This window comes from Rathayibacter sp. VKM Ac-2927 (assembly GCF_022815525.1).
Lineage (GTDB): Bacteria > Actinomycetota > Actinomycetes > Actinomycetales > Microbacteriaceae > Rathayibacter > Rathayibacter festucae.
In genome coordinates this window covers 113,893-129,090 of record NZ_JALGRT010000005.1, presented here as the reverse complement: position 1 = coordinate 129,090, position 15,198 = coordinate 113,893, and the positions used below count along the sequence as shown (strand labels likewise).

Below are 15,198 nucleotides of genomic sequence, written 5' to 3'. Positions count from 1 at the left end.
AGAACCGCCGCAGCTCACGGGGAAGCTGTTCACGTCGACCCCACCGATGCGCCGCTCACAGCACACGGTGCAACCGGTGCACGCCGACGGCGACGACGTCCAAGAACTGGAAGTCGGTCAACTCGGGAACGAGGACCGGCTGGTACTCCGAATTCTCGGCGCGCAGGATCACGCCGCCGGGGGAGAGGTATTCGGATACGACGGCGTCCGCGGATACGAGGAACCAGAGTCTCACGGCGTCCTTCGCCGAGATCGAGATCCGTTCAACGGTCGTCACCCATATTTGACCGTCTCAGCGCGCTCCGAACATTTGCTTAAGACGGCGTGGGTGCCGCTCGGAGGATCTGAAAGCTCGATCGAAAACCAAGGACAGTGGGGGAGTGGTTCCGCGCGTCGACACCGATCGAGGTGCACAGGTGTCGACGGTCGGACAGCAGCCGAAAGCTAAGCGGCAGTGGAGGACCACCAGAGGGAACCGGGGGCGAGCATGCCGGTGCGTCCCCATTGGAGGGCTTCTCGGTGATCGCCTCGGCCGGCGGCGTCACGAGGGTATAGCGGCCAAACCCGTTCTCCGGCGGAGGAGTCGTCGAACAGGGGGCGACTGGTGATGTGCGGTCGTCGAGGGCGTGCTCTTGGTGCGGACGAGCGATGCGCGAGCTCGGCCTGCCACCAGGCCCAGACTTCGCGTTCGATGCTGTAACGGTGGGCGCGGTCCTCGAGAAGCCCGTCGACGCCGAGAGCTCGTGCTGCAGTGACGCGTAAGTCGCGAAGGGATCGTCTCCATCCATCGGTGTGCTTGACGATGAGGCGGTGGCTGCGAAGTCGGGACAGGTTTGTGGCGGCAGTTCGGGCCGTCACTCCGAGCATCCGCGCAGTGCTGTCGACGGTCACGGACGCTTCGCGGCGCAGCAGCGCGTAGATCTTCCCAGCGAGATGTCCGAGGCCTGGGCGGGTGAAGAGATCGTGGCGAGCGTCGGTGAGTTCGTTCTCGACCCGGTCGAGGATCACCGCTCGCTCCGAAAAAACCTGGCCCGGGGGGCGGGGGTTATTGAGTGGATGTGTCCGAACCGTGCTGGGACCTGTGGAAAGTGGCCCGGTCAAGCGCCATTCGCTCGCGTTGCTGCCGTCGGCGCGGGCGATGAGCTGGACGTAGCCGTCCTCGCGGAGCGTCCGTAGTGCGCTGGCGGCGGTAGTGCGGCCAAGGCCAGAGAGCAGGGCGAGATCGCGGACGGAGGCGGCGACGGTGCGCTTGCCGGTGTGGAGAGAGAGGTATGCGAGGGCGGTGAGGACTGTCCGCTCGGAGGTGGCGCGCTCGGTGCGACCCCATCGGCCCGGGTTCACCCGGAACCGCTCGAGGAGATCGCCAACGGCCCCGATGATGCCCTCGAGCTCCGTCAGATCGCGAGGCTCCCGCTGGGAGGGAAGTACGGCGTGCAGGGACGCGAACTCGAGCGCCTTCTCCCACTGGCGACTGAGTCGCGAGGCGGCCTCGTCACGCGCTCGAGGGCGGCGGCCACCTCGACCGGTGTTCTTCGTGCGGTAGTGCTCCATTCCGGGCGCGGTCTGGGCTGCGTGCTGGACGTCGGTCAGTGTCCAGCCGGCGTGCGCGGCCGAGAGCAGGCACATGAACGCGGTCCACGACGGGTTCGCGCCACCACCGGCGGTAGCCATATGGGCCGCACCCGCAGCGCTCAGCGCACGATGAGTGCGGTGCTGCAAGACGACCGCGTCCTGAGTCGGCGCGAAGTAGCGGCGCCCCGAAGGCGTCGCTTCCAGGACGGCCGCAACCGCGAGCAGCGAAGCCGGCAGTACGACCGGCTCCAGCAGATCCTCGACGCGGCCTCGCAGCAGCGTCGACAGGCTGCCGTCGCGATGAGGAGACAGGGGAGGGCGGGCAGCACCCGTGCGCGGGTTGTGCAGCATGCCGTGATCCAGCGTGCGGAAGTTCGCCTTCGCAGCGGTCGCCAACCGGTCGACATCGGCTGCGGCAGCACCGCCACGGACGGCGATCCACAGGTGGCGGCCCCCGGTGCCGGAGGACTCGCACACGACGTGAGAAACCTGATGCTCATCGAGGACAGCCGAGAGTGCGTCGCAGTCATCGACGGCCTGTTCCATCAGGTCGGGGTCGACCCCGTGTGAGTCCTTGCCGTCGAAGTCGAAGCAGAGCAGTCGGAAGACGCCGGCGGAGTCCGCGAGGTAGATCGCCCAGGGGGTACTCGGGGCAACGGCGGAGACCAGGAACGCCGTGGGGTACGCGTTCTCGTCCAGGCGCCCGTAGGCGTCGCGACGCATCGTCCGGACGGTGTCGCGCGGGCTGAGTCGACGGGTCAGTGACCATGCGTCGCCGCCGAGCGTCGACGAGCCGTGACGGCTCGCTGAAAGATTCATCCTTGAATCTCTCAGCCCGTCGTGTAATCTTTCGGGCATAGAGAAGCCTCCCGCGAGGGTGGTGACTTGATTAGCTCTGAACCCGGGCTTTGGTCGGCAGTGGGTTCTGAGCTACGAAACTTGGTGAGGCCCGCTTCGGCGGGCCTCCTTCGTTTAAGCGGCTGGGATCGGCAGCTCCTCTGCTTGGGGTCGCGGTGCAGCGATGAGCGGGAGCGCACCGTTCGTCTGAACGAGCTCGCGCAGGAAGGTATCGAGGTAGTAGGCCAAGGAGACGCCGCTGGCCGCCGCGGCCGCCTTCACTTCCTCACGGACGTCCGGAGTGACGCGTGCCTGAAGCAGCACGGTGGGAGCATTGTCTGCTCGCTTTGCACGACCCTTGATTGCGCTCATACGAGCAGTCTTCTGAGCGAATGCATGCATTTTGGGGATGTCGCTCGGCGTGTCTACGAACGTCCCGTCGAACGCGGTAGCGACGAACGGCGACTCAACGATCGCTCGAGCAACGTCAGCCGATCGCGTTGCGACACGCCGACGAGTGAAGCTCGTCGTAGTTCGCTGCGAGGGCGTGGGTATGATGCCAGACATGGAGAAGCCTCCCGTGAGGGCTGGTGACTTTGGATGGGACGAACCTCTAGGTCGGCAAACTGTGAGGGTTCGAACTACGTAACTTAGATCGGCCCGCCGCGTCAGCGGCGGGCCGCTTTCTATTAAGCGGCGGAGATGTGCGCCTCCTGGTCGATGTCGAACGTCGGTGCCAGCACAGGCAGGTGCCCGGTGGAGTCGCGGAGCTGCTGAAGCAGGAGTTCGAAGTACAACGAGCGCGAGACGCCCGAGGCCTTCGCTGCGCCGTCGACGTCGTCCTTCAATACGGGCGGCATCTGAACCTCGACGGGCACGGTGACGGCGCCATTGCGCGCGCGTCGCTTCTGCTTGATCGGAGCCATGCATCCAGAGTGGTGACTTAACCCCGGCATTGCGTGCGCCACGCCGGTCGCTGGCGGGATCAATCCCGGGATTAAGCATGATCGCCGCAGTGACGCGGTCGCGACGGATCGACGAAGGCCGTGAAGGCCTCCAGCCCGCGGCCGGTACGGTCTTCGTCCAACAGCCATGCCGGAACTGTACCAAATACGGTCCGGCAGTGTTACCGAATTAGGTACACGCCGTCAGCTCAGCGCGCGCCGCCGTCCGATCCACTCGCAGATCGAGGCGTCGAACTCGTCTGGTGCGACGTTGTACTCCCAGGCATGCGCAGCCGGCGGGAGCAGGGCTAGCTCGCTCCGCTCAGCGTTCACGCTCACGAAGGCCCGTGACAACGAGGCAGGAATCTCCCGATCTCCGTCTGAGTGGATGAGGAGGGTCGGAACGGTGAGTCTCGGTCCTCGGGTCCAGTCCAGGGCACCGAAGTCGATGGGTCTCGGAAGTCCGACGAGGGCGCTGAGAGAGCGAGTGGAGAGCGCGAACGTCCCAAGCGCACCCACGACCGATGGCAGATGAGCTCGGCGCGCTCCAGCCTGAATGACCTGCCGCCAGTCGGTGGCGGGTGCGATGAGAACGAGGGCTGCGATGAGATGGCGGTGTGGAGACCGCTCAGAGAGCTGAAGAGCAATGCCGCCGCCGAGGGACCAGCCGAACAGAACGATGCTGTGCGCGCCGTGCTCCACGGCGTAGTTGATCGCAGCATCGACGTCATCCGATTCAGTTTGGCCGAGAGTCGACACCCCGTTCTTCGTTGATGGCCCATCTCCGTCACCTCGGAACGAAGGAACGAGCGACGTGTAGCCGAGCTTGCGTGCCGCCGGGACTGAACGCAGCGCGGTGATGCGGGTGGTGCGGATGCCGTGCACGTGGATCGCCCAGGTTGTTCCGCCCTCGCCGCCGGTTGACGGGAAGAGCCACGCTGGACATGGGCCTGTTGGCGAGTCGACGTGGATCTCGCGCACGCGCGGGTCGATGTCCTCAGGACGCGCGAAGACGTGTCCGGTCCATCGGCCTTCGTCAGCGGCGGCGAGATCGCCGCCGGTGACTCGAAGAACCTCGCGGCGAACGGTCCGCTCAATTGTGTCGTGATGAAGGATCCGGCCGACGAGCGCGTGGCCCCGATCGGAGTCGAACCAGAAGCCGTACTCGCCGTCGTGAAGGGTTTCGGGCGTGGCGGGGAGGGTGACGCTGTCCGGGGTCGCCGAGAGGACCTGCACGGTCCTCTTGCGCCCCGGCATCACGACCCGCCGCCCTAGGACGACACCGACGCCTGCCAGCAGGGAGAGGGCAGTCACAGCGGCTCCCGCTACTCCTAAGACAGCTCTCACGCTGACGTGCGGGGCACTCATCGAGTCCAAGCTCTTGTGGTCGCGGGAGAGGCGAGCTGTTCCATCACGATGGCCTCCGCCGCTGCGACGTGACGAGCATCGGCTGGCGTCAGACGGCCGCGGTCAGCGTTCTCGAAGTCGCGGAGCGCGATTACCAGGTCGTACACCACCGCGATCGATGATTCGTCTCGAGCGCTACTTACCCCGTTGGTAGCCGGCATCACCGCGAGTCTGCCGGCGAGGCGGCGAAGTCTCCGTGCATGCCGGCTGAGTCGTGCCTCACGCATGGCCTTCGACAGAGTGAATGAGGCGATTCCGGTGACGATGAGGATCACGCCGCAGTAAAACAGGAAGTCGAACGCGTTCCGCAGGAGGACGCGGAAACCGAGATCGGTGACCTCGATGTGGTCGAGGGACAGGACGATGATCTCGTCGATGCAGGCGAGGATGACGAGGCTGCTGCCTGCGACGAAGAAGCCGTAGGAGCGCGCTTTTCTGCGACGGAGACCGAGCAGGAGCATCGTCGAGATGGCGAGGATCGCCGTCATGTAGATGCTGGCGTAAAGCCAGGTACCTGTCTGGGAGATGTGCTCGGTGATGAAGGTTTTCGAGGTGGGTTCCTTGTCGGTGATGAACAGGAACGGCACGACGAAGGACATGAGCATGGCGGCGAGGATGAGCTTCCTCGTCCAGAATTGCGGGGTGCTGCGGGACTGAAGGAGGGCTGCTCTCATGACCAACCAGAACGCGGTGGTCGCCAGGACGTTCTGGGCGAGGTTGATGTAGTTCTCGCCTCCGAGGAACCGGTCCAATCCGGGGTGGACTCGGGTGAGGAGCGCGAGGGAGCCGACTCCGCTCGCGAGCCAGGACAACCGGCTCGAGGGCTGGGAGACAGCAGCGGGGATCCGGGCGACGAAGACGACGGCGAGGACCACGAGAGCGATTAGGGCTAGAGCCTGCATCTACCCGAAGACCTCCTCGTCCTCCCGGAAACGAGGACGCAGGAGTGAGCGGGAAAGAAGATGGGCGAGGTGCTCTGCTTCGCCTTCGAGGATGCGCCGGTCCCCATCAACGTTCTGGAGGTCCTCCGAGCGGCCTGCTTCTAGCAGTCGGCCGCGGACGACTCCGTTCGTCCCCCGATAAGAGGCGACGGAAGAGTCGTCCCCTAGGACGTTGCAGCCGGGGTGGCGGAGGGCGATATGAGCTAGTTCGTGCAGGATGCAGTGCATCTGGTAGAGCCGGGTATCGGTCGAGCGGTAGAGAATCTGGGCCTCGTCGGGAAAATCGACCCAGAGAGCTGTGAGCGTCTGCCAGTCATCGTCGTCGATGGCATCGACGTGGATCGGTTTGCCGTGCAGGTCAGAGACATGCGTGAGGAGGGCATCCAGGGTCTGATCGTCCTGGAACCGGTTCTCCTCGAACGTCTGCGTCGTGCGTGCGGCGACGTCGGCGTGTTCGAACCACAGGGCTTCGTTGCTCTGGGTGGTGCTCATTCGGTTGTGCCCTCCTTCGGAGTTCGCTCGATCGACAGAATCGCCTTGGTCACGGCGGCGAGCTGCTTCGCGTTCATGCCACCCAGCGCTCGAGCACTGATTGAGGTGGCTCCAGTAGCTAGTAGCGCCCGGTGGAAACGGATCTCCGCTTCGATGAGCTCGCTGGCTTCGTCTTCACGCCTTGCGGTCAGGTACTCGTAGCTGACGCCGAAGAACTCGCTGAGGCCGACGAGCAGATCGACCGGGAGCCGCGTGGAGCCCTGCATCTCAAGCAGCTCATCCCAGTCCTTCGGCTCGAAGCTGATGTCACGACCGCGGATGGACTGAACGAGGGTGTCGAGGGTGAAAGTCTGAGTATCCGCACTCGTCGGCCCTTCGGCGAGGAATCGGAGTCTTCGAGCGAACTCCCTGCCGTCGATGCGCTCAGCAGCGAGCTCTCCGCCACCGTCGTCCGGGTTCGGAGTAGACGCGAGCTGCAGCACTTCGTACGGTTCAACCCCGAAGGCTCCAGCGAGCTTCTCGATGTCGTTGGTGGTGAACGGCGCTTCGCCGCGCAGACGGATGTAGAAGTAGTTCGCCGAGATGCCTGCAGCACGGATGAGTTCGGTGTTGGTCAGCCGCGCACGATCGCGGAGCGTCTCGACTGCGCGGACCACGCGTCGCGAAAAGTCCGTCGGTCCCGGCGCCGGTCGTCTAGCCACCCATGGAATGTACCAAAGATGATATAAGCCCATTTCGGTAACCGAGCCGGGTTGCAATCGCTACCTAAATCGGTAGCTTTGTCGTGTGCCCGCTTCTTCGTCTCGGTACTCAACCGTCTTGCTCGCCCTCATCGCCTCCCTCCTCGTGAGCGGCTGCTCATCGGCTTCGACGAGTGAGGCGTTTCATGAGAATGAGTCCCCGAAGACCGCCTCACCTTCCCCCAGCACCCAGCTCTCATCGCAGACGCCGACTCCCGAGGGCGTACAGCCGGTCGATGCGGAGCCGTCCCCAGAGCCCTCTCCGGTGAGCAGAACCGTCGCGATCGCGACGGAAGCGGTGGTGGCGTTCTGCCGTCCAACACTCGGTTACGACACCTGGATCAGCGAGCTCTACCCGTTCTTGAGCCAGTGGGCAGCAGTGGCCTACCGGACGGTCGACCCGGCAAACGTGCCCTGCACGAGCCTCACGGGCGCTGCGACCGTCCGCGACGGTGACGGCGCGTTCACGATGCGCGTCCTCGTCCCCACCGACGCGGGGGAGTACTCCGTGTACGTCCACCGCACCACGGAGAGCACTCCCTGGGCCGTGGAGCAGATCACCCCTCTGGCCTTGGAGTAGCCGAGTGGAGAAGGGGGGACTGGGGGTGCTGGCGGCGGTCATGGTGCCCGTCGTGGCGGTCGCGATGCTGTTGTGGGTGCTGTTCTTCGGCGGTTCCGCTGCCGCGGCATGCCTGCCGGGCGGGGGACCGGTCAACGTGTCCGCTATCCCTGCGGACGCGAAGGTTGGGGCCTACGGGCACGACCAGCTCGTGAATGCGGCACTGATCGTGAACGCGGGAGCGGCGAAGGGGCTCGGCGCGGACGGGCAGACGCTCGGCGTGCAGACAGCGATCGGGGAGTCATCCCTGGTGAACATCACCTACGGGGACGGTGCGATCAACCCGGACGGGTCAGTTACCGACTCGATCGGACTGTTCCAGCAGCAGTCGAGCTGGGGCACCGTTGAGCAGCGAATGGACCCGACGACCTCGGCGGGCTTCTTCTACGACCGCCTCATCGCGGTCGAGGGTTGGCAGTCGATGGAGCCCTCGATCGCGATCAACAAGGTCCAGCGCAACGCCGACCCGAACCACTACACGAAGTACCGCGCCGACGCCGTGGAGATCATGACCTACCTCAACGGCCTCGGCAGTAGCACGACCGCACCTACGACGACCGCTGCACCGGTCGATGTTCCGTCTACGCCGGCCAGCACCGCACCTGCGACGGCTGCGCCGATCGGTGGATGCGTCGCCGTATCTGGCGACGCGCAGGCCCTCGCAGCCGGCCTCGTGACGGCGATGGAAGAGGGGCGCCTGCGATTGCTCGAGGAAAGGTACGCGCAGCAGATCCGCGACATGGCCGCCGGCACCGCGAAGGAGAACTGCGGCATCGACGTGCGGATCCTCCAGATCATCACGATCGCTCTGAACACGTTCGGAAAGGTGGGCGTCTCCGACCTCAACCGCCAGTGCACCGGATCCCTCCTGGGCGCCGGCACCGGCTCTTCTCACTGGATGAACGGCGGCGGGAACGCGGTCGATTTCTTCTCCTTCGACGGCACGGCCACGACCGGCTGCGACGCGAACGCGCTCACGCTCCTCACCGTCCTGGACCCACAGGTTCCGGCGGGCTCGCGTGCCGGGCAGATCCAGTGCCGCTCGACCAGCTACCAGCACATCACCCAGTTCACAGACACCCCGAACCACCTGCACTTCGACGTCGCCTACGCCGACGGCCCCCTCACCACCGGATAGCCGGACCTTCTCGGCGCCCCAACCGGCGGCGCCGAACACCCCGCACCACCACCACACGAAACGGAGAACACCATGTCTGTACTCGCCCTCACCTCCGACCTGATCACAGCCGCCGGCAGCTTCGGAACCGTCGTCCCCGACCCGGGCCCAGGGGGCATGCCGCCCGGATTCGAGGCCTTCACCACCGTCATGGGCTGGGCGAAGTGGGTCGGCCTCGGCGTCGCCGTCGTCGGCCTGATCATCCTCGGCGTCACCATGACCGTCTCCGCCCGCCGCGGCGAAGGCGGAGAGATCGGCGGCTGGCTCGGCCGACTCCTCGTCGGCGTCATCATCGTCTCCGCCGCGTTCACGATCGTCGGCTTCCTCATGGGCAGCTAGCGCACGAGGACACCGACCGGCATCACCAACGAGAGGCACGACGTCATGAGCGACACGCAGTCCCGCAACCCGTTCACCAGTCGAGGATTCATCTTCGGAGCAATCGTCTTCGGAATCCTCGTCCTGGCCGCGATCCTGCTCGCCGTCACGTCCCTGGACAGTGGTGGCGGGCAGGGCACCGCCATGCCCGCCACCACTGCAACGCCCACCTCCCAGGCCTCAGAGCTCGACGCCGATGCTGCAAGCATCTGCGGCCTCCCTGGACTCGACGAGAGCGGCAGCCTCGCTGCCGCACCCGACGCGGAGTGGACCATCGTCGGGACCATGGCAGCGCCCTCCTCGGACGATGCAGGGCCTGGCGTCGTCGACGCCGACGGAGTCCGCAGCTGCTACGCGCACACCGTGGAAGGCGCAGCCTTCGCCGTCGCGAATCTCTGGGCGATGGGAACGGACGGCCGTCTGAGCGATCTCGTCACCGAACGCCTCACCGTCCCCGGCCCCGGTCGAGACGCCGCGCTGGCCCGCGAGACCACTCAGAGCAACACCGGCCTGAGCTCCCAGATCGCCGGCGTGAAAGTCCTCGCCTACGACGGTCAGAACGCCACCATCGACATCGCCTTCCAGATCTCCGACGGACGTCTCATCAGCTTCCCCTACGCCCTCAGCTGGTCCGAGGGCGACTGGAAGTTCGTGCTCACCGACGACGGACTCCCCACCTTCCGCCCGGTCGCTCTGCAGAGCCTCGGCGGCTACCTCCCTTGGAGCGGCACCACATGACCCCAGTCCCCGACAAAGAGCCGTGCTCCGTCGTCGACGTTCTCTGCTGGACCGGAGAAGGCATCGGCAACGTCGTCTCGCAGGCGTCGAACGACGCTCTGCAGCAGTTCGTCAACAACATCCTGGAGGGCTTCGGCAAAGCGGTCGTCTCGCTCGGCACCCTCTGGGTGAACGTTCCCTCCCCGGTAACCGTCGTCGACCGGGGAGGCGGCGTTAACGGCGGCGGCACGCCGCCCCTGCCGGAGGCGTTCGAGACGATCCTCGGCTACATGACGTGAGTCGCGGCGGGCCTCGCGGTCATGTCGCTGATCATCGCCGGTGTAATGATGAGCACCCGTCGTCGCCACGGCGACGGCGAGGCGCACATGGGACGCATCGGCGTCATCATCTTCGCCGTCTTCCTGCTCTCCTCCGCCTCCGCACTCGTGACAGGGTTCCTGCCCTTGGCGCTGCACCTCAACGAGTCCTCGAGCACCGTCGGCTGGGTGCAGGGGCAGCTCGAGTGGTACGCCGGCGGGCTCGCGATCCTCTCGATCCTCGTCGCCGCCGGCCGCATGGTCTGGACGCAGCGCGCAGGCGAGCTGCGCACCCTCGCCCGATCGGTGCTGACGCTGATCGCCGTCGCCGGAGCGGGACTCGTCGTGATCCGCCTCGCCACGCAGGCCGGGGACGCGTTCTCGGTCTGGATCCTCAACAACTCCACCGACTGCGACGTCACCAACGGTGAGAGCAACTGCTTCGGCACCAACGTCTTCGCGATGATCTCTCTCACCGCGACCGCTCCCATCGGCCTGATCGGCCTCTTCCTCCTCGGGATCCTCGCCGTGCTGATGACGTACGTCCAGGTCGCGCTCATGGTGTTCCGCGGCGCAATGCTCGTCGTCCTCGCCGGCATCTTCCCGATCGCCGCGGCCGCGACCAACACCGAGATCGGGCAGCAGTGGTTCAAGAAGACCCTCGCCTGGACCCTCGCCTTCATCCTCTACAAGCCCGCCGCGGCGATCGTCTACGCGATCGCCTTCCGGATGACCGGCACTGACCTGTTCAAATCGGACGGCACCGGGCTGTTCCAGATCGTCACCGGCCTCGCGCTGATGCTCATCGCGCTCGTCGCACTGCCCGCCCTGATGCGCTTCCTCGTCCCCGCTATCGCCTCGGTGGGCGGCGGCGGTGGCGGTGCAGGCCTCCTGCTCGGTGCGGCCGCGGCCGGTGGAGCGGCGGAGATCGCCAGCGGAGCGATCCGCTCGCGCAGCGGAGGCGACAGCGGCGGGGGCGGAGGAACGCCCGGCGGCGGCGGCTTCGGCTCCGCACCGTCCGGCAGCAGCGCCTCCGCAGGCAGCAAGGGGTCACCCGCTGCAACTCCGGCCGCCTCCGGCGCAGGCGGCGGCGCAGCTGGTGGAGCTGCGGCCGGCGGCGGCGCAGCAGGCGGCGCGGCAGCAGGCGGTGGTGCCGCAGCCGCGGCAGGCGGCCCGATCGGTGTCGGTCTTGCGGTGGCTGGGAAGGCCGCCGAAGGCGCAAAGCACGCAGCAGGAGCGGTCAAGGCCGCCACGGACGACGCCACTGGCGGCAACGAGAGCGGGAACTGATGAGCACCACGACTCCCACGCGCAGCGCTGAGGCACCGCGCACGTACGGCAACTGGCGTCGCCCGCAGACCGCGGGACTCGGCGGCCTCGGACAGCTCGCCACAGGCGTGCTGTTCGTCGGCATCCTCTCCTCGATCATCGCGTCGATGTTCTCCGGCCTCGGGGCCGCGCTGATCGTCGCCGCGATCTTCGGCGGGATCTTGCTGACGGTTTCGGTGAAGGACAAGCACGGGCAGAGCGCCCTCGGAAGGACGGTGAATCGCGTGAACTGGATGCGGACGAAGGCCAAGGGAGCGAACGTCTACCGTTCCGGCCCCACGGGCAGAGCGAAGTGGGGCACGTTCCAGCTCCCCGGACTCGCTGCGGCGTCGCAGCTCTCCGAGCACGAGGACTCGCACGGGCGCCGGTTCGCTCTCGTGCACGTCCCCTCGACCAAGCACTACACCGTCGTGATCGCCACCGAGCCGGACGGCGCCGCGCTGGTGGATCAGGAGCAGGTCAACAACCAGGTCGCGGAGTACGGCATCTGGCTCTCCAACCTCGGAGACGAGCCCGGCATAGAGGCCGCCTCCGTCACCGTCGAGACGGCCCCCGACACCGGTACGCGCCTGCGCTCGGAGGTCGAGGGGTCGATGGACCCGGACGCGCCGGAGTTCGCTCGAGCGATGCTCTCGGAGGTCGTGAGCAGCTACCCGGTCGGGTCGGCCACGATCCGCGCCTACGTCGCGATCACCTTCTCCTCTCTCTCCCGCATCGGCGGGAAGCGCCGCAACGCGAAGGAAGTCGCCACCGACCTCGCCGCCCGCCTGCCTGGCCTGACGACGAGCCTTGCCGCGACCGGTGCCGGCGCTGCACGGCCGCTCGGTGCTCAGGAGCTGTGCGAGGTGATCCGGATCGCCTACGACCCCGCCGCCGCCGTCCTGATCGATGAGGCCCGCGCTTCCGGGGACGTGCCCGAGCTGTCCTGGACGGACGTCGGCCCCGCGGCCGCGGAGTCCCGGTGGGAGTCGTACCGGCACGACGGCGCCGTGTCGACGTCGTGGACGATGACCTCCCCGCCGCGCGGAGTCGTGCAGTCCGGGATCCTCGCGCGCCTGCTGGCTCCGCACCGCGACGTCGCCCGCAAGCGCGTCACCCTGCTCTACCGCCCCATCGACCCGGCCCGCGCCGCGGCGATCGTGGAGGCGGACCTGAACGCGGCGCAGTTCAACAGCTCCGCGTCCACCAAGCCCACCGCCCGCTCGACCCTCTCCACCCGCTCCGCCCAGGCGACCGCGGCGGAAGAGGCCTCCGGCGCCGGCCTGCTCAACTTCGGCCTGATCGTCACCGCGACGACCACTGACGCCGTGCACGAGGCGGACGCGCGCGCGGCGATCGACTCGCTGACCGCCGCGGCGCGTCTTCGGGTGCGGCCGGCGTTCGGGTCGCAGGACACCGTTTTCGCTGCGGGTCTGCCGCTGGGCCTCGTGCTCCCGCGTCACCTGCGCCTGCCCACCGAAGTGAGGGAGTCCCTGTGAGCCTGATCACCCGCCTGTTCTCCTCGAACAGCGACAACGAGCTCGAACCCGGCGAGGACGTCCTGCCGGACGGAGCCGTCACCGCCGCCCACGGCGACACGGCGGGGGAGGAGCTGACCGGCGACGGCCTACCCACCGGTGCCGTGTCGTCCTCGGCAGAGCCCGGCACCGACACGACGGCACCCTCGCGGCGGGCTGCGTGCGGGCAGGGCGAAGCTCCGGCCCCGGTAGCGACGGTCGCCCAGCGCGCGACGCTCACCAGAGAGCGCACCACCCCGCGCACCCGGCGCCGGGAAGGGAAGAAGATCGAGATCCCGCACGGCGGGAAGAAGAAGAGCCAGGGGACGGCGCTGCGCCGTCCCCTGCGCCCGAGCATCCGCGGATGGCTCGGCCGCGGCGGCGGTGAAGCCGTCAACGTCACGGCCGCAGACGAGTTCCGCGGGACGACCGTCCAGGTGTGCGGGCTCTACCCGTTCTCGGTCGGGACGGGTACGCCGATGATCGGGGTGCCGCTGGGGAAGAACCTCTCCACCGGAGCCTCCGTCTGCTGCGACCCGATCAGCTGGTTCCAGCGCGCGAACCTCATCAGCAACCCGTCGATGTTCGTGCTCGGCAAGCCCGGCCTGGGGAAGTCCTCGCTGACTCGCCGCATGGCCGCCGGCCTCGCCGGATACGGCACGATCCCCCTCGTGCTGGGCGACCTCAAGCCCGACTACGTGGATCTGATCGAAGCCCTCGACGGGCAGGTCATCCCTCTCGGCCGTGGCCGCGGGTACCTGAACATCCTCGACCCCGGCGAGGCATCCGAAGCGGCGCAGCGCCTGCGGGATGAGGCCGACCGCTCGCTCGAGCGGGCCGACGAGCTCGCGCACCAGGTCGACGCGCTCGGCGTCTCCGACGACACCGCGGCGATGATCGCGGAGGTCGGCCGGCTGCGCAAGCACGCCGCGAAGGTGCAGCGCCTCGCTCACCAGGTCCTCGCGGACGCCCACGGCCGCCGGCACACGATGGTCGCCGCGCTCCTGACGATCCTCCGCTCCCAGCCGCCGAGCGACCGCGAAGAGACGATCATCGACCGGGCACTGAAGTACCTGGACGAACACCACCAGGGCGTGCCGGTCCTCGCGGACCTGCTGCGCGTGATCCAGGAAGCGCCGGACGAGGTTCGTCAGGTCGCGTTGGACCGCGGCGACATCGAGAAGTACAAGGACGTCACCGAGAACCTCGAAGCCTCCCTCATCGGCCTCACCACCGGTGGACGCCTAGGCGAGGTGTTCTCGAAGCAGACCACCACGCCGATGCGCCGGGACCGCCCCGTCGTCTACGACGTGTCCTCGATCGACGACTCCGAAGGCGACCTCCAGGCCGCGATCCTCCTCGCCTGCTGGTCCGCCGGCTTCGGGACCGTCAACGTCGCGGCCGCCCTCGCGGACGCGGAGCTCGAACCGCAACGGCACTACTTCGTGATCCTGGACGAGCTGTGGCGGGCGCTGCGCGCGGGCAAGGGCATGGTCGATCGCGTCGACGCGCTCACCCGCCTGAACCGCGCGCGCGACGTGGGCCTGGCGATGATCAGCCACACCATGTCCGACCTCCTCGCACTGGCCTCCCAGGAGGATCAGATGAAGGCGAAGGGCTTCGTGGAACGCTCCGGCATGGTCATCTGCGGCGGCCTCCCCGGCGCGGAAATGCCGCTGCTGACCTCGGCCGTGCCGATGTCGATCGCGGAACAGGGGATGCTCACCTCCTGGCAGGACCCGCCCGCCTGGGACCCCGTGTCCGGGCACGAATCCGAGCCTCCCGGCCGCGGCCGCTTCCTGATCAAGGTCGGCGGACGTCCCGGGATACCGGTGCGCGTCGAACTGACCGCAGCAGAGAAGGAGGTCAACGACACCAACAAGCTCTGGCACGCGACCTCCCGCGCCGGCCGCGCAGCAGAGCCACTGCCCACCGACCCCGTGAACGTCGAGATCCTGCCGTGAGCGTCCTCGTCGCACTTGGCGCCAGCTGCGTCGCGGCCGGCGCCGACGGTGCCGCGATCATCAGCGCGATCCGCGCCCGCCAGCGGACCGCGGACCGCGATCGGTTCCTGCTCACCGTTTGCTGGGCAGGGGTCGGGCTCCTGGCGGGCTTCGTCGCTTGGGACCAGTGGGACCGGGTGATCGCGTGAGCTGTGTGTCGACGGTCGCGTTCGAGGGCTACCGCTGGACCTGCCAACGAGCGGCTCCGGGGGAGCACGGCTTCCACACG

General features: G+C 67.5%; 17 protein-coding genes. 9 read left to right on the top strand and 8 right to left on the bottom strand.

What is annotated here, in order from left to right; genetic code table 11:
• Positions 1–55 precede the first annotated feature (55 nt).
• The 8 genes from MT353_RS15440 to MT353_RS15405 form a co-directional block, all read right to left on the bottom strand.
• The gene (locus MT353_RS15440; RefSeq protein ID WP_243625138.1) at positions 56–277 is read right to left on the bottom strand and encodes a hypothetical protein; all 222 of its coding nucleotides are present in this window, start codon (positions 275–277) and stop codon (positions 56–58) included.
• Positions 278–444: 167 nt separating this feature from the next.
• Positions 445–2,391: a hypothetical protein gene (locus tag MT353_RS15435; protein WP_243625137.1), complete on the bottom strand. Its 1,947-nt coding sequence runs from the start codon at positions 2,389–2,391 to the stop codon at positions 445–447.
• Positions 2,392–2,544: 153 nt separating this feature from the next.
• On the bottom strand, positions 2,545–2,781 hold the full coding sequence (locus MT353_RS15430) for a hypothetical protein (RefSeq protein WP_243625136.1): 237 nt from the start codon (positions 2,779–2,781) through the stop codon (positions 2,545–2,547).
• 317 nt (positions 2,782–3,098) lie between these two features.
• Positions 3,099–3,335 (bottom strand): hypothetical protein, encoded by a 237-nt coding sequence (locus MT353_RS15425; RefSeq protein ID WP_159987119.1) that lies wholly within the window; start codon positions 3,333–3,335, stop codon positions 3,099–3,101.
• A 222-nt stretch (positions 3,336–3,557) separates the two neighbouring features.
• Positions 3,558–4,667, bottom strand: coding sequence for a S9 family peptidase (locus MT353_RS15420; protein ID WP_243625135.1), 1,110 nt, complete (start codon positions 4,665–4,667; stop codon positions 3,558–3,560).
• A 50-nt stretch (positions 4,668–4,717) separates the two neighbouring features.
• Positions 4,718–5,635: a hypothetical protein gene (locus MT353_RS15415; RefSeq protein ID WP_243625134.1), complete on the bottom strand. Its 918-nt coding sequence runs from the start codon at positions 5,633–5,635 to the stop codon at positions 4,718–4,720.
• 27 nt (positions 5,636–5,662) lie between these two features.
• Entirely contained in the window at positions 5,663–6,193 is a 531-nt protein-coding gene (locus MT353_RS15410) for a hypothetical protein (protein WP_159987116.1), read from the bottom strand.
• Positions 6,190–6,849: a helix-turn-helix transcriptional regulator gene (locus MT353_RS15405; protein WP_243625133.1), complete on the bottom strand. Its 660-nt coding sequence runs from the start codon at positions 6,847–6,849 to the stop codon at positions 6,190–6,192. Before MT353_RS15405 ends, MT353_RS15410 begins: the two co-directional genes overlap by 4 nt.
• A gap of 349 nt (positions 6,850–7,198) precedes the next feature.
• On the opposite strand from MT353_RS15405, the gene MT353_RS15400 reads away from it, so the two are divergent.
• The 9 genes from MT353_RS15400 (at position 7,199) to MT353_RS15360 (ending at position 15,118) form a co-directional block, all read left to right on the top strand.
• Positions 7,199–7,513 carry a hypothetical protein gene (locus tag MT353_RS15400; RefSeq protein ID WP_243625132.1) on the top strand — a complete coding sequence of 105 codons (315 nt, stop codon included), beginning with the start codon at positions 7,199–7,201 and terminating at the stop codon, positions 7,511–7,513.
• 4 nt (positions 7,514–7,517) lie between these two features.
• A complete protein-coding gene (locus MT353_RS15395; protein WP_243625131.1) occupies positions 7,518–8,690 on the top strand; it encodes a hypothetical protein in 1,173 nt (390 codons plus the stop codon).
• Between the two features lie 72 nt (positions 8,691–8,762).
• Positions 8,763–9,068 (top strand): hypothetical protein, encoded by a 306-nt coding sequence (locus MT353_RS15390; protein WP_243625130.1) that lies wholly within the window; start codon positions 8,763–8,765, stop codon positions 9,066–9,068.
• A 45-nt stretch (positions 9,069–9,113) separates the two neighbouring features.
• Positions 9,114–9,845 carry a hypothetical protein gene (locus MT353_RS15385; protein ID WP_243625129.1) on the top strand — a complete coding sequence of 244 codons (732 nt, stop codon included), beginning with the start codon at positions 9,114–9,116 and terminating at the stop codon, positions 9,843–9,845.
• Positions 9,842–10,123: a hypothetical protein gene (locus MT353_RS15380; RefSeq protein ID WP_243625128.1), complete on the top strand. Its 282-nt coding sequence runs from the start codon at positions 9,842–9,844 to the stop codon at positions 10,121–10,123. Before MT353_RS15385 ends, MT353_RS15380 begins: the two co-directional genes overlap by 4 nt.
• Before the next feature lie 21 nt (positions 10,124–10,144).
• A complete protein-coding gene (locus tag MT353_RS15375) occupies positions 10,145–11,431 on the top strand; it encodes a hypothetical protein (RefSeq protein ID WP_243625127.1) in 1,287 nt (428 codons plus the stop codon).
• Positions 11,431–12,948, top strand: coding sequence for an SCO6880 family protein (locus MT353_RS15370; RefSeq protein ID WP_243625126.1), 1,518 nt, complete (start codon positions 11,431–11,433; stop codon positions 12,946–12,948). Before MT353_RS15375 ends, MT353_RS15370 begins: the two co-directional genes overlap by 1 nt.
• A gap of 374 nt (positions 12,949–13,322) precedes the next feature.
• Positions 13,323–14,930: an ATP/GTP-binding protein gene (locus MT353_RS15365; RefSeq protein WP_243625347.1), complete on the top strand. Its 1,608-nt coding sequence runs from the start codon at positions 13,323–13,325 to the stop codon at positions 14,928–14,930.
• Positions 14,927–15,118 carry a hypothetical protein gene (locus tag MT353_RS15360; protein WP_243625125.1) on the top strand — a complete coding sequence of 64 codons (192 nt, stop codon included), beginning with the start codon at positions 14,927–14,929 and terminating at the stop codon, positions 15,116–15,118. The genes MT353_RS15365 and MT353_RS15360 overlap by 4 nt, the downstream gene beginning before the upstream one ends.
• The last annotated feature ends 80 nt before the right edge of the window (positions 15,119–15,198 follow it).